We start from the raw sequence: 14,168 nt of genomic DNA on the forward strand, positions 1-14,168 counted from the left end.
GGACCGGACGTGCGGGCCGGTGACGTCGGAGCTGCAATCTAGGCTCGGGTCGTGCTCTCCTGGCCCGCTCCGCTCCTCCCGACCCTGCCGGGCACCGGTCCCGCGCTCAAGGTCCACGACACCGCGCTCGGTGAGGTGGTCACCACCAGCCCGGACCGGACGGCGCGGATGTACGTCTGCGGCATCACGCCCTACGACGCCACGCACCTCGGCCACGCCGCGACCTATCTGGCCTTCGACCTGATCAACCGGGTCTGGCGGGACGCCGGCCACGCCGTCCACTACGTGCAGAACGTCACCGACATCGACGACCCGCTGCTCGAGCGCGCGAACCGCGACGGCGAGGACTGGGTCGTCCTGGCCATGCGCGAGACGGCGCTGTTCCGCGAGGACATGACCGCGCTGCGGGTGCTGCCGCCGGAGGACTACGTGGGCGCGGTGGAGGCGATCCCGCGCATCGTGGGCTACATCGAGCACCTGCTCGACGCGGGCCTGGCCTACGTGCTGGACGACGGCACCGGCGACGTCTATCACGACATCTCCCAGGCGCCCGGCTTCGGCGGCGAGTCCGGCTACGACGAGGCCACCATGCTGGGCTTCTTCGCCGAGCGCGGGGGAGACCCCGACCGGGCCGGCAAGCGGCAGCCGCTGGACCCGATGCTGTGGCGCGGTGCGCGCCCGGATGAGCCGTCCTGGCCCGGCCCGCGCGGCATCGAGGGCCGGCCGGGCTGGCACATCGAGTGCGCCGCGATCGCCTTGGACACCGTCGGCATGGGCTTCGACGTGCAGGGCGGCGGGAGCGACCTGGTCTTCCCGCACCACGAGTACTCCGCCGTGCACGCCGAGGCGCTGACCGCCACCAAGCCCTTCGCCCGGGCCTACGTGCACGCGGCGATGATCGGTCTCGACGGCGAGAAGATGAGCAAGAGCCGCGGGAACCTGGTCTTCGTCTCCAAGCTGCGCGGCGAGGGCGTCGACCCGATGGCGATCCGGCTGGCACTGCTCTCGGGGCACTACCGCACCGACCGCGCCTGGACGCCGGCCCTGCTCCGGCAGGCCCAGGAGCGGCTGGGGACCTGGCGGCGCGCGGTCGCCCAGGACACCGGGGCTCCGGCCGGGCCGGTGCTGAAGGGCCTGCGCGAGCGGCTCACCGACGACCTCGACAGCCCCGGGGCCATCGCCGTGGTCGACGCCTGGGCCGCGGCGACCCTGGGCGGCACGGGGGAGCGCGAGGACCAGGCGCCGGCCATCGTGTGCGACGCCGTCGACGCGCTCCTCGGCGTCGCGCTGCAGGACTGCTGATGGCGGTCGCCCCGTTCCGGTTCACCGACCGGGCCGCCCGCGAGCGCGCCGAGGAGCAGCTCGCCCCGGCGGCGTGCCGGGCGGTGGCCTCCCGGGGCCGCGCGCGACCGGAGGCGGAGGACCCGCTGCGGACGGCGTTCGAGCGGGACCGCGACCGCATCCTGCACGCCAAGGCCTTCCGCCGGCTCAAGCACAAGACGCAGGTCTTCCTCAACCCCGACGGCGACCACTTCGTCACCCGGCTGACCCACACGCTGCAGGTCACCCAGGTCGCGCGGTCGCTGGCCCGCGCCCTCGGCCTGAACGAGACGCTCGCCGAGGCGATCGCCCTGGCCCACGACGTCGGGCACTCGCCGTTCGGGCACATCGGCGAGGACGCGTTCGACCCCTACGTCCCCGGCGGCTGGCACCACGCGGCCCAGGGCGTGCGCATCGTGGAGGTTCTCGAGCACCTCAACCTCACGTGGGAGGTACGCGACGGCGTCCGGGCGCACAGCTGGAAGATCACCCCGCCGCCGTCCACCCGCGAGGCGGAGTGCGTGCGGTATGCCGACCGCATCGGCTACCTGTCGCACGACGCGCTGGACGCCGTCCGCGCCGGCGTGCTGCGGCCCGACGAGCTGCCGGCCAGCAGCCGTGCGGTGTTCGGCGAGCCGGGCAGCCAGATGGTCGGCGCCATGATCGACGCCGTCGTCGCCGGCTCGCTCGCCCCCGGGGCCGATCAGGTGGTCATGGCGCCCGAGCCGCTCGAGGCCATGCACGAGCTGCGCGCCTTCATGTTCGAGCGGGTGTACGCCTCCGAGACCGCCGCCGGGCAGAAGCACGTGGCCATCGACGTGATCCGCCGGCTCGTCGACCACCACCTGGCCCACCCCGAGCTGCTGCCGGAGTCCTACCGCGACACCGAGGCCGACGCCGTCACGCAGGTGGTCGACTACGTGTCCGGGATGACCGACCGGTTCGCGCTGTCCACGCACGACCGCCTCTTCGACGACGACGCCACGTCCCGCATGACCCCGCTCCTGCGGTAGTCCTGAGGTCTACCGGTCGTCGCTGAGCGCTGCGCTGCGCGCGGCGCCGTGCTCCGCGGCGGTGATCACGCCACGGCGGTGCAGATCGTCGAGCTCGGCCAACCGCTGCTCCAGGGACCTCCGCGAAGCTCCGAGCGGACCGTCGGCCAGGCGAGCGGCGATCTGGGCGTGCGCCGCCAGCGGGTCCAGCCCGCTATCGCGGAGCACGCGCCGGCTCCGTACGGCGCCCACCACGACCATGGCGAAGACGCCGGCTATGAACAGCGCGACGACGCCGAAGGCGACGAGGAAGAACGGCGGGAAGTCACCGAAGCCGGGGTCCATGCGCGCAACACAGGGGACCCGGGGCCGCGCGGGCAGCAGCGTCACGAACGGGCTACCTGCGGCTCGACCGTCGCTCAGGCGCCGCCGGCCGAGCCGTCCCGGCGCTTGAGGTAGCGCTCGAACTCGCGGGCGATCTGGTCGCCGTTGGCCTGGGAGAGGTCGACCTCCGTGGCCCGCTCCTCGAGGGAGCGCACGTACTCGACGACCTCCTCGTCCTCGTTGGCCATCTCGTCGACGGTGGTGACCCAGTCCTCGGCCTGCTGGGGGAGCGCCCCGACGGGGACCGCGATCTCGAGGACCTCCTCGACCCGCCGCAGCAGGGCCAGCGTCGCCCGCGGGGAGGGCGGCTGGGAAACGTAGTGCGGCACCGCGGCCCAGAAGCTGATCGCCGGCAGGCCCGCCTGCACGCAGGCGTCCTGGAAGATCCCGAGGATCCCGGTGGGTCCCTCGTAACGGGAGGTCTCCAGGCCGTAGGCCTGCGCGGACTCCTCGTCGTAGGCGGACCCGGTGACCGGCGTCGGCCGGGTGTGCGGCGTGTCGGCCAGCAGCGCTCCCAGGGCGACGACGGTCTGGACGTCGAGCTCCTCGAGCAGGCCGATCAGCTCGGCGCAGAAGCCCCGCCACCGCATGTTCGGCTCGATCCCGCGGATGAGCACCACGTCCCGGGGGCTGCCCGGGGGCCGGGCCACCGAGATGCGGGTGGTCGGCCACTCGATGCGCCGGTTCACGCCGCCGATCAGCGACACGGTGGGCCGGTTGACCTGGAAGTCGTAGTAGTCCTCGGGGTCCAGGGCGGCCAAGGGCTTGGCGTCCCAGATCAGCTCGAGGTGCTCGACCGCGCCGGTCGCGGCGTCGCCGGCGTCGTTCCAGCCCTCGAACGCGACGACCACCACGGGGTCGGTGAGTTCGGGCAGGTCCTCGGCGCTGGGCTTCGGGTCGATCACCCCTGCGAGCCTACGTCGCCCCGACGACGGCGCGGGTCGGATGACCCGCGCGTGTGAACAGGGCGGAGGTCGTCAACTGCGTTGCGCGGGAGTGAGACCATGGGCTCGACATCGGGACCGCTCAAGCCTGGGCAGACCCGCCGGGGGTGCCGGAGCTCGTCCACGGAGCTGGAGCCCGCACACCCACAGCCACGCAGTACTGGGGTATCGCCTGTGTCCGACTCACCCACCCTCCGCCCCGATGCGACCGCGGAGCTGACCGCTCTGCTCGAGCAGCGCATCCTCGTGCTCGACGGCGCCATGGGCACCGCCATCCAGCGGGACCGCCCGGACGAGGCGGGCTACCGCGGCGAGCGCTTCGCGGACTGGCCGAGCGACGTGCAAGGCAACAACGACCTGCTCAGCATCACCCAGCCCGAGATCATCGCCGGCATCCACCGCGAGTACCTCGAAGCCGGTGCCGACCTCATCGAGACCAACACCTTCAACGCCACCACGATCTCGCTGAGCGACTACGGCATGGAGGAGCTCGCCTACGAGCTCAACGTCGCCTCGGCCCGGCTGGCCCGCCGCGAGGCCGACGCCATGACCGCCCGCACCCCGGACCGGCCGCGCTACGTCGTCGGCGCCGTCGGCCCGACCAGCCGGACGGCGTCCATCTCGCCCGACGTGAACGACCCGGGCGCGCGCAACGTCACCTTCGACCAGCTGGTGGAGGCCTACCTCGAGCAGGCCAACGGCCTGGTCGACGGCGGCTCGGACCTGCTGCTGATCGAGACGATCTTCGACACGCTCAACGCGAAGGCGGCGATCTTCGCGCTGGAGACGCTGTTCGAGGAGCGGGGCCGCCGCTGGCCGGTGATGATCTCCGGCACCATCACCGACGCCTCCGGGCGCACGTTGTCCGGGCAGGTCACCGAGGCGTTCTGGTACTCGGTGCGGCACGTGCAGCCGCTGCTGGTGGGCCTGAACTGCGCGCTCGGGGCCAAGGAGATGCGGCCCTACATCGCCGAGATCGCGCGCCTGGCGGACACCTTCGTCTCGGCGTATCCCAACGCGGGCCTGCCGAACGCCTTCGGCGAGTACGACGAGTCGCCCGACGAGACCGCCGCGATCGTGGCCGAGTTCGCCGACGCCGGCTTCGTCAACCTCGTCGGCGGCTGCTGCGGCACCACGCCGGCACACATCGCCGCCATCGCGCGCGACGTCGAGGGCAAGACCCCGCGCACGCCCGTCGACGTGCAGCCGGCGCTGCGCCTGTCCGGGCTCGAGCCGGTGACCGTGACCGAGGAGACCCTGTTCGTCAACGTCGGCGAGCGCACCAACATCACCGGCTCGGCCCGCTTCCGGAACCTCATCAAGGCCGGCGACTACCCGGCGGCGCTGGCCGTGGCCCGTCAGCAGGTGGAGGCCGGCGCGCAGGTCATCGACGTCAACATGGACGAGGGGATGATCGACGGCGTCGAGGCGATGGACCGCTTCACCAAGCTCATCGCCGCCGAGCCCGACATCTGCCGCGTGCCGACGATGATCGACTCCTCCAAGTGGGAGGTCATCGAGGCCGGCCTCAAGACCGTCCAGGGCAAGTCGATCGTCAACTCGATCTCCCTCAAGGAGGGCGAGGAGAAGTTCGTCCGCGAGGCCCGGCTGTGCCGCAAGTACGGCGCGGCCGTCGTCGTCATGGCGTTCGACGAGGACGGGCAGGCCGACACCCTGGAGCGGCGCAAGCAGATCTGCCGCCGCGCCTACGACATCCTCACCGAGCAGGTGGGCTTCCCGGCCGAGGACATCATCTTCGACCCCAACGTCTTCGCCGTCGCCACGGGCATCGAGGAGCACGCCAACTACGGCGTCGACTTCATCGAGGCCACCCGCTGGATCAAGCAGAACCTGCCGGGCGCGCTGGTGTCCGGAGGCGTCTCGAACGTCTCGTTCTCGTTCCGCGGCAACAACCCGGTGCGCGAGGCCATCCACGCGGTGTTCCTCTTCCACGCCATCGCGGCGGGGATGGACATGGGCATCGTCAACGCCGGAGCCCTCGAGGTCTACGACGAGGTGCCGCCGCTGCTGCGCGAGCGGATCGAGGACGTGATCCTCAACCGCCGTCCCGACAGCACCGAGCGGCTGCTGGAGATCGCCGGCGACTTCGCCGGGGACGGCAGCGTCAAGGAGGTCGCCACCGAGGAGTGGCGCAACCTGCCGGTGGGGGAACGGATCACCCACGCGCTGGTGAAGGGCATCGACGGCTTCGTCGAGGACGACACCGAGGAGTTGCGCGCGCTGATCAGCGAGCGCGGCGGCCGGCCGATCGAGGTCATCGAGGGCCCGCTGATGGACGGCATGAACGTCGTCGGCGACCTGTTCGGCGCAGGCAAGATGTTCCTGCCGCAGGTGGTGAAGTCCGCGCGGGTGATGAAGAAGGCCGTGGCCTATCTCATCCCGTTCATCGAGGCGGAGAAGAAGCCCGGCGACGTCGAGCGCAGCAACGGCAAGGTCGTCATGGCCACCGTGAAGGGCGACGTGCACGACATCGGCAAGAACATCGTCGGCGTGGTCCTGCAGTGCAACAACTACGACGTCGTCGACCTCGGCGTCATGGTCCCGGCGCAGAAGATCCTGGACGCCGCCAAGGCCGAGGGCGCCGACGTCATCGGCCTGTCCGGGCTCATCACGCCGTCCCTGGACGAGATGGTCAACCTGGCGTCGGAGATGGAGCGCCAGGGCTTCACGATCCCGCTGCTCATCGGCGGCGCGACGACGTCGCGTGCGCACACCGCGGTCAAGGTGGCGCAGAAGTACTCCGGTCCGGTCATCTGGGTGAAGGACGCCTCCCGGTCGGTGCCCGTGGTGGCCGCCCTGCTGTCCGACGAGCAGCGGCCCAAGCTGCTCGCCGAGACCGACGCCGAGTACGCCCGGCTGCGCGAGCGCCACGCCGCCCGGCAGGACAGCCGCTCGCTGCTGCCGATCGCCGCGGCGCGCGAGGCGGCCACGCCGGTCGACTGGTCGGACTACGTCCCGCCGCGCCCGCGGATGCTGCTGCAGCAGGCCAAGGACGTGTGCTCCGGGCCGGGGTGCGACCACCTGCACGACCGCGCCACCCAGTTCGTGAAGTCGCTGCCCGACTACCCGCTGGAGGAGCTGCGCCGCTACATCGACTGGCAGCCCTTCTTCAACGCGTGGGAGATGCGCGGCCGGTTCCCCGACATCCTCCACAACCCGACGACCGGGGAGGCCGCCCGGCGGCTGTACGAGGACGCGCAGGCGATGCTCGACCGGATCGTCGAGGAGAAGTGGCTGCGCGCCGCGGGTGTGTTCGGGCTGTTCCCGGCCAACCAGGTCGCCGGTGACGACATCGAGGTCTACACGGACGAGTCGCGCGGCGAGGTGCGCGCCGTCCTGCACCAGCTGCGGCAGCAGACCGAGGGCCGGGACGGGTCCCCGCGCAAGTCGCTGGCCGACTTCGTGGCCCCGAAGCAGACCGGCCTGCGCGACTACGTCGGCGCCTTCGCGGTCACCGCCGGCCTGGGCTCGGCCGACCGGGTGTCGGCGTTCAAGAAGGACAACGACGACTACAGCGCGATCATGCTCGAGGCGCTGGCCGACCGGCTGGCCGAGGCGTTCGCCGAGCGGCTGCACGAGCGGGTGCGCAAGGAGTTCTGGGGCTACGCGTCCGACGAGCACCTGGACAACGACGCCCTGATCGGCGAGAAGTACCGCGGCATCCGCCCGGCGCCGGGCTACCCCGCATGCCCGGAGCACACCGAGAAGCAGACGATCTGGGAGCTGCTCGACGTCGAGGCGCACACCGGCATCGAGCTGACCGAGAGCATGGCCATGTGGCCGGGCGCCGCGGTCAGCGGGCTGTACTTCTCGCACCCGGAGTCGCGCTACTTCGTGCTCGGGCGGGTCGGCCGGGACCAGGTCGAGGACTACGCGCAGCGCAAGGGCTGGAGCGTCACCGAGGCCGAGAAGTGGCTCTCGCCCAACCTGGGCTACCGCACCGAGGACGAATAGGAGCTAGGCGCCGACGGTCTCGGCGTGCAGCGCCGCCGCGCCGCGACCGTCGGCCTTGACCCCGTAGAGCGCCAGGTCCGCCCGTCGCATCAGCTGGGCGGCGGTGTCGCCCGCGAGGCGCTCGGCGACGCCGGCGGACACGCTGACGTCGGGGACCAGCGCGCAGAGGTCCCGCACGACGACCAAGGCCTCGGGGCCCGACAGCCCGGGAGCCAGCAGGGCGAACTCGTCGCCGCCGTGCCTGGCCAGGACGGCGCCGGACGGCAGCGCCTGCCGCCAGCTGTCGGCCACCCGGCGGAGCAGGCGATCGCCGGCCTCGTGACCGGCGGTGTCGTTGACCTGCTTGAAGAGGTCGAGGTCCAGGAGCGCAGCGGACACGCGCAGCTCCGGCCGCCGGAGGTGCTCGTCGAGCGCCTCGTCGAAGCCGCGCCGGTTCGCCGGACCGGTCAGGGCGTCGGACCCGGCATCGGAGGCACGCAGGACCAGGGTCCGGGTGACGGCGGCGAGGGTGACGACCACGACGGCCAGCGCAGCCGGGGTCGCGACCGGCGCGTCACCCCGCAGCAGCAGCGCCGCCGACGTCGCCCCGACCGCCGTCAGGACGTGCACCAGGGCCACCCGGCGGTCGGCGAAGAAGCAGGCGATGACCCCGACGAAGGCGCTGATCGACCCGCAGACCGCGGCCGTCATCGGGTCCGGGCTGATCAGCGTGACGAGTCCGATCAGGGCGCAGCCGAGGGTCACGAGTCCGCCCAGGACGACGCGGGGGGTGCCGCTGCCCCAGCGGAACACCGCCCCGCCCACCGTCACGGCCAGCACACCCGCGGCGGCGACGGCCCAGCGGCGGGCGAGGTGGTCGGAGCCGCCCGATGCCGCCACCATGGCGGCGCAGCCGCCGGCGACGAAGAACAGCCCCAGCGTGTGGGCCAGCGCGCGGGGGGAGGCGAGGTCGCGCGCGCCCTGCTGCTCCGTGGATCTCCCCACCCGGCCCTCATCGGCGCGCGGGCGGGAGTCCTGGAGCGCTGCGCCGTGGCGTCACGGCATGCTCCCCCGGAAGGGGCGGCCGGGTGCGCGATCCGGCGCAGCCGGCCGCCGGGTCACTCGACGACGAGGACGTCGGCGAAGGACGTCGAGTGGCCGCTGGTGAACGGGTGCTCACCCGGCTGCCCGGGCGCCTGAAAGGTCGACAGCGACCCGGACGGGACGACGAGGTCGAAGGAGCCGTCGTCCGCGGTCAACGTCACCGTGGCGTCGCCGCTGTTGAACACGGTGACCCGCGAGCCGGCGGCCACCGGACCGGCGACGTGGAAGCGCTCGTCGTCGACGAGGACCCCGACGGAGAGCTCGCCGTGGTCGTGGCCGGCCATGGGCTCGAACGCCGCCCCGTCGCCCGGGCCGCTGGTCGCGGCCGGCGCGGTTGGTGCGGTGGACGCCGTCGGCGGAGGGGACGCCGCCAGTGCGACGGCCAGCGCCACGGTCGCGAGCATGGGGAGCACCTCGCCCGCCGCGAAGCGGCGGAAGCCGCGGCCGTCACCGGCCCGGAGGCGGGGGAGGGTGCGACGGCGGTGCTGCCACCCGATCAGCCCGAGCAGGACCAGCCCAGCGGTCTTGGCGAGGAGGAGGGCGCCGTAACCGCTCCCGAGCGCGTCGAGCACCGCACCGCTTCCGCCGAGCACCAGCCAGGCGGCGAGGACGCCGGAGCCCGCGGTCACCAGGAAGCAGGCCAGCGCCAGCCGGCTGTACCGGGGCGCGGCGGTGGCCGCTGCCGCGACGCGTCGTCCGTGGACGAGCAGGGCGAGGAGCCCCCCGATCCACACGGTCGCGGCGACCACGTGGACGGCGAGGGTCGTGACGGCGGCGAGGTGGTCCTCGGCCGCCGAGGAGTGGCCGCTGAGCAGTACCGGGAGGACGAGCGCCGTGAGCGCCACGGCCAGCAGGATCCGGGCACCGGCCGCAGTGCACCGGGACGCGGTGGCCGCGACGACGGCCGCGAGCACGACCCCGAACAGGGCGGCGCGTCCGGCCCCGGTCTCCTCGACGAACACCCGGAGCGAGGCCCAGGACAGGTCCATGGGCGCAGAGCCCACCAGCCGGCTGAGGGTGAGGAGCGCGCCGATCGCCGTGGCCGCGACCCAGGTGAGCGCCCAGGCAGCCGTCGCGCGCAGCGCCCTCCGCGACTCGTCGGGCAGCGCCCCGCGGCCGGGCAGGAGGACGGCGGCGAACAGCAGCGTGCCGACGGTGCCGACGGCGGCGACCCGGCCGGCCAGCGTCGCGATCGGGAGCCCCCACTCGACCAGCCGCCCGGCGGCGGGCAGCCCGGTCGTGTCGGGAGCGCGTTCCCCGGCGCCGACCGCCAGCGCCCAGAACAGCAGGGCGCCCAGGCCGACCACCGTGAGGAGCGCCGCGACGACGAGCCGACGGCGCCCGCTCCGCGGTGGCGCATCCTGGACCGCTGCTGTCAGAGGGGCCGGCAGCACCGGCGCCACCGTGCTCACCCGCGTCGCCGCAGCCGGGTCACGACGACCGCGACGAGACCGACGAGGACGACGGCTCCTGCGGCCGGCCACACCAGGGACATGCCCTCATCGGCCGCCGTCGCGGTGGCGGCGAGCTCCACCGCCTCCGCGGACGGCTCGGGGCCCGTGGCAGCCGGGTCCGCCCCCGCGGTCACGGCGAAGTCGAAGGTGCCGGACAGGGGGTGCCCGTCGGAGGACGTGCTGCGCCATTCGACGCGGTAGGCCCCCGGCGGAGCGTCCGGGGCGACGGCCTGGGTCACCGTGGCGCCGCTGATGTCGGCGGAACCGGACGAGACCGAGGCGCCGTCGGGCCCGGTGACCGCCACGAGGGTGCCGAGAGGGAGCGGCTCACCGGTGAATTCCAGCTCGACCACGCCGGGTGCTCCGGTCACGGTGGTGCCGTCCGCCGGGCTCGTGCCGACCAGGCCGTCGTGCGCGAGTGCGGACGACGGGAGGCCGAGCACCAGCGCGCAGGCGGCGACGGCCGGCGCGAGCACCGACGACGCCCGGCGGATGCCCTGCCCTCCGGACGCGCGACGAGAAGTCATGCCCGGCATTCGTCGCCGAGCCCCGTTCCGGTTGGCGGGCGGCGGAACTTCCCGGGATCGACGGGCCCGGAGCCGCGTCCGGGCGGCCCCGGCAAAAACATTCCGCAGCGGATGAACCGATCGGTCACGTGGTGCCGAAGACCACATGGACAGCGCGGCGGCAGGGTTCTCCTGCTCACTTCCCCCGCTGACCGGGGTCATCCGACCGGTTCGACGGCAGGCGCACCGACGCGCCCGGCCGGCACTAAGGGCGATCGGTACGCAACCGCCGCCCGGGAACCACTCCGATCAGAGGAGCACACCATGCGCAAGGCACTCGCACTGCCCACCATCGCCATTGCCGCCGCGGCCTTCCCGCTGATGGCCATGTCCACCGCGTCGGCCCACGAGGGCGCCAGCAGCTACCAGGCCGACCTGGGCACGCTGAACCAGTCGGGCGTCACGGGCACCGGGATGGTGACGCTGGACGGCAACACCGCGACCGTCATGATCGAGGCGACCGGCCTGCTCGCCGGTGCACCCCACGCCCAGCACTTCCACATCGGTGCGCAGGGCACCTGCCCGACCGACGCCGCCAACAAGGACGGGGACGCCTTCCTCAGCACGACCGAAGGTGCCCCCTTCTACGGCGAGATCGGCACCTCGCTGACCCTGACGGGCGACACCAGCCCGGACAGCGGCCTGGCCGTCGACCGCTTCCCGACCGCCGAGGGCGGCTCGTTCACCTACAACCGCACCCTCGAGGTCACCGAGGACGTGCACAAGGCGTTCGAGGCCGGCACCGCCGTGCTCGTGGTGCACGGCTTCGACCAGAACGGCAGCGGGACCTACGACGGCGACGTGAAGAGCGACCTCGACCCGACGCTGCCCCAGGAGGCGACCGCTCCCGTCGCCTGTGGCGCCCTGAACACCGCGCAGATGGGCACCGCGCCTTCCGGCGGTGCCGAGACCGGTGCAGGTAGCACGGCCGGCATCGAGAACCAGGGTGCCATCGGCGTCGGCGCCCTGGCTGCCGTCGGTGCGGCTGCCGCCGGTGCCGTGGCCTACCGCCGTCGTCAGGCCGACCAGGCCTGATCCGGCTGCCCGGTCGCTCGGGAGGCAGCACGCCTCCCGAGCGGCCGGGCACACCCCGCTCGATCCCCGGCTCGACCCCTGGAAGGACGCCCGTGACCGAGCCCAGCGCCCGTCGACCGAGTGTGCGCACGTGGATCGCGCTGGCGGTGGCCCTCACCGTCGTGGCAGCGATCGCCGTCGTGGTGGCGGTGACCGGGCAGCAGCAGGCCCCGCAGCCCGCCGCGGCCACCACGGACCCGAGCCGGTCCTCGTCCTCCACCGCCCCGATCCCGAGCTCGCCTGAGCCCCCGGTCCCGGAGGCACCCGGCACCCCGGCCGCCGACGCCCCGGTCGTGGCCGCCCCGGCCGTGGCCGCCCCCGTGTCGGTCGGCATCCCGTCCATCGACGTCGCCAGTGACCTGATGCGGCTGGACCTGAACGACGACGGCACCGTCGAGGTGCCTCCGCTGGAGCCCGACGACAAGGCCGGCTGGTACCAGCGCGGCCCCGCCCCCGGAGCGGTGGGCCCCGCCGTGATCCTCGGCCACGTGGACTCCGCCGAGCACGGCCCGGGCATCTTCTTCGACCTCGGTGCTCTGCAGCCCGGGGACGAGGTCGAGGTCGCCCGCGCCGACGGCACGGTCGCCGTCTTTGCCGTCGACCGGGTGGAACGCCACCCCAAGAACCAGTTCCCGACCATCGAGGTCTACGGCAACACCTCCGACGCCCAGCTGCGGCTGATCACCTGCGGCGGCGACTTCGACTCCGGCGTGCGCAGCTACGAGGACAACGTGATCGCCTTCGCGACCCTGACGGGCACCCGCCCCGCCTGAGCCCGGTAGGCGCGTCCGGCGCGAGCGGAGCGCTCCCTAGACTCCGCCCGTGGCTGGAAGCGGGCGCGAGCCGGGAACCCCTGCGACGGCCGAGGGCCTTCGGGCGGTGCTGTTCGACATGGACGGCACCCTCGTGGAGACCGAGGAGTACTGGGGCGAGGCGATGTTCGAGCTCGCCGGCCAGCTGGGGGGGCGGATGTCGGCCGAGGCCCGCGCGGCGACGGTCGGCACCAGCATGCGGGTGGCCATGGACATCCTCTACGCCGACCTGGGCGTCACCCGCACCGAGGAACAGACGCGGGCCGACGTCGAGCAGATCATGGACGCGGTCGCCCGCAGGATGAGCGAGCGGCTGATCTGGCTGCCGGGCGCGCAGGAGCTGCTCGCCGCCGTCCACGAAGCCGGGCTGCGGACCGCCCTGGTGACGACGACGCCGCGGCGGCTGGCCGACCTGGTGATCACGCACATCGAGGCCGCGTTCGCGGACGGCCCGTTCGACGTGACCGTCTGCGGGGACGAGGTGCCCGCGCGCAAGCCCGACCCGGCGCCCTACCTGCAGGCGATGGCGGCCCTCGGGGTATCGCCCGGGGAGTCCGTCGTCATCGAGGACTCGCTGGTGGGGGTCACCTCCGGCCTGGCGGCGGGTGCCGCGGTGCTGGGGGTGGCGGGGCTGCAGGCGGTGTCACCGGCATCCGGGCTGGTGCAGGTCGACTCGCTGGCCGGCATCGGGCTGCCCGAGCTGTCCGACGTGCTCGCCCACCGAAGGCTCGCGGAGTCGGCGGCTCGATGACTCCGGCCGTCGTCGGCCGTCTGATGTGATGACGGCGGACCGACGGTCCGCGACCGGCGACGACGGGACGACCACATGAGCACGGCAGACGGCGGGACGGTCAAGGGACCGGCGTCCTACTTCCCCTCCATCGAGAAGAAGTACGGGCGGCCGGTGGGGGAGTGGCTGGACCTCGTCCGGAGTTCACCGCTGGATAAGCACATGGACGTCGTGGCCTGGCTGAAGACCGAGCACGGTCTGGGCCACGGGCACGCCAACGCCCTCGTCGCGCACGTCCGCGCGAACGGCTGAGCCCACCGATCGCGGCGGGGCGCGACTAGCCTCCGTCCGTGCCCGAGCTGCCCGGGATGCCCGATCCGGCGCCGAACGCCGACGAGCGGGAGCTGCTGCTGGTCTGGCTGGCCCACCAGCGGGCAGCCGTGGTCCGGAAGGTCGCCGACCTCGACGAGGCGCAGGCCCGGTGGACGCCCGAGGGCGCGCTGCTCCCGCTGCTGGGCATCGTCAACCACCTCACCCACGTCGAGTGGCGGTGGACCGACGGCGCGATGCTGGGGGAGCCGACCTCACGCAGCGAGGAGGAGTTCCGGCCCGGCGCCGAGCTGACCGTGGCGGACGCCATCGCGAACTACCGCGCGCGTGCCCGGGTCACCGAGGCGCTCGTGCGGTCCTCGCCCCTGGACCGGCTCACGGCGGACGGGAGCGGACGCGACCTGCGCTGGGTGCTGATCCACCTCATCGAGGAGAGCGCACGGCACGCCGGACATGCCGACGCCACGCGCGAGCTGCTGGACGGCACGACGGGCTGACCCGGGC

Annotated in this window: 13 protein-coding genes; 8 read left to right on the forward strand and 5 right to left on the reverse strand. The window is 73.2% G+C overall.

Translation table 11 applies throughout. The features are described from left to right. Window positions 1–51 precede the first annotated feature (51 nt). Complete coding sequence (mshC, locus tag BLS70_RS19340) at window positions 52–1,302, forward strand: cysteine--1-D-myo-inosityl 2-amino-2-deoxy-alpha-D-glucopyranoside ligase (protein ID WP_091771294.1); 1,251 nt, start codon at window positions 52–54, stop codon at window positions 1,300–1,302. After that, complete coding sequence (locus BLS70_RS19345) at window positions 1,302–2,333, forward strand: HD domain-containing protein (RefSeq protein WP_091771296.1); 1,032 nt, start codon at window positions 1,302–1,304, stop codon at window positions 2,331–2,333. The genes mshC and BLS70_RS19345 overlap by 1 nt, the downstream gene beginning before the upstream one ends. A 9-nt stretch (window positions 2,334–2,342) precedes the next feature. Here BLS70_RS19345 and BLS70_RS19350 read toward each other — a convergent pair whose 3' ends face one another. After that, window positions 2,343–2,657 carry a hypothetical protein gene (locus BLS70_RS19350; protein ID WP_091771298.1) on the reverse strand — a complete coding sequence of 105 codons (315 nt, stop codon included), beginning with the start codon at window positions 2,655–2,657 and terminating at the stop codon, window positions 2,343–2,345. A gap of 74 nt (window positions 2,658–2,731) precedes the next feature. Further along, on the reverse strand, window positions 2,732–3,601 hold the full coding sequence (locus BLS70_RS19355) for a PAC2 family protein (protein WP_091771300.1): 870 nt from the start codon (window positions 3,599–3,601) through the stop codon (window positions 2,732–2,734). Window positions 3,602–3,814: 213 nt separating this feature from the next. Between BLS70_RS19355 and metH the strand changes: the two genes are divergently transcribed. Then, a complete protein-coding gene (gene metH, locus BLS70_RS19360; protein ID WP_091771302.1) occupies window positions 3,815–7,615 on the forward strand; it encodes a methionine synthase in 3,801 nt (1,266 codons plus the stop codon). 3 nt (window positions 7,616–7,618) lie between these two features. Here the strand turns inward: metH and BLS70_RS19365 are convergent, their stop codons facing one another. The 3 genes from BLS70_RS19365 to BLS70_RS19375 all read right to left on the reverse strand — a co-directional run bounded on the left by BLS70_RS19365 (window position 7,619) and on the right by BLS70_RS19375 (window position 10,679). Next, on the reverse strand, window positions 7,619–8,599 hold the full coding sequence (locus BLS70_RS19365) for a GGDEF domain-containing protein (protein ID WP_091771304.1): 981 nt from the start codon (window positions 8,597–8,599) through the stop codon (window positions 7,619–7,621). A 113-nt stretch (window positions 8,600–8,712) separates the two neighbouring features. Continuing rightward, a complete protein-coding gene (locus BLS70_RS19370) occupies window positions 8,713–10,092 on the reverse strand; it encodes a CopD family protein (protein ID WP_143030464.1) in 1,380 nt (459 codons plus the stop codon). A gap of 14 nt (window positions 10,093–10,106) precedes the next feature. Beyond that, entirely contained in the window at window positions 10,107–10,679 is a 573-nt protein-coding gene (locus BLS70_RS19375) for a copper resistance CopC family protein (protein ID WP_176946501.1), read from the reverse strand. Between the two features lie 303 nt (window positions 10,680–10,982). On the opposite strand from BLS70_RS19375, the gene BLS70_RS19380 reads away from it, so the two are divergent. From BLS70_RS19380 to BLS70_RS19400, 5 genes are all read left to right on the forward strand, one after another. Continuing rightward, window positions 10,983–11,753, forward strand: coding sequence for a GVDTG sorting domain-containing protein (locus tag BLS70_RS19380; RefSeq protein ID WP_091771310.1), 771 nt, complete (start codon window positions 10,983–10,985; stop codon window positions 11,751–11,753). A gap of 92 nt (window positions 11,754–11,845) precedes the next feature. Further along, entirely contained in the window at window positions 11,846–12,565 is a 720-nt protein-coding gene (locus BLS70_RS19385; RefSeq protein WP_218122514.1) for a class F sortase, read from the forward strand. A 49-nt stretch (window positions 12,566–12,614) separates the two neighbouring features. Further along, complete coding sequence (locus tag BLS70_RS19390; protein ID WP_255362598.1) at window positions 12,615–13,355, forward strand: HAD family hydrolase; 741 nt, start codon at window positions 12,615–12,617, stop codon at window positions 13,353–13,355. 75 nt (window positions 13,356–13,430) lie between these two features. Beyond that, entirely contained in the window at window positions 13,431–13,646 is a 216-nt protein-coding gene (locus tag BLS70_RS19395) for a DUF4287 domain-containing protein (protein ID WP_091771312.1), read from the forward strand. A gap of 38 nt (window positions 13,647–13,684) precedes the next feature. Further along, complete coding sequence (locus tag BLS70_RS19400; protein ID WP_091771314.1) at window positions 13,685–14,161, forward strand: mycothiol transferase; 477 nt, start codon at window positions 13,685–13,687, stop codon at window positions 14,159–14,161. Window positions 14,162–14,168: the final 7 nt, after the last annotated feature.

Origin of the sequence: Blastococcus aurantiacus, from assembly GCF_900102425.1 — a bacterium.
Taxonomy (GTDB): Bacteria; Actinomycetota; Actinomycetes; order Mycobacteriales; family Geodermatophilaceae; genus Blastococcus; species Blastococcus aurantiacus.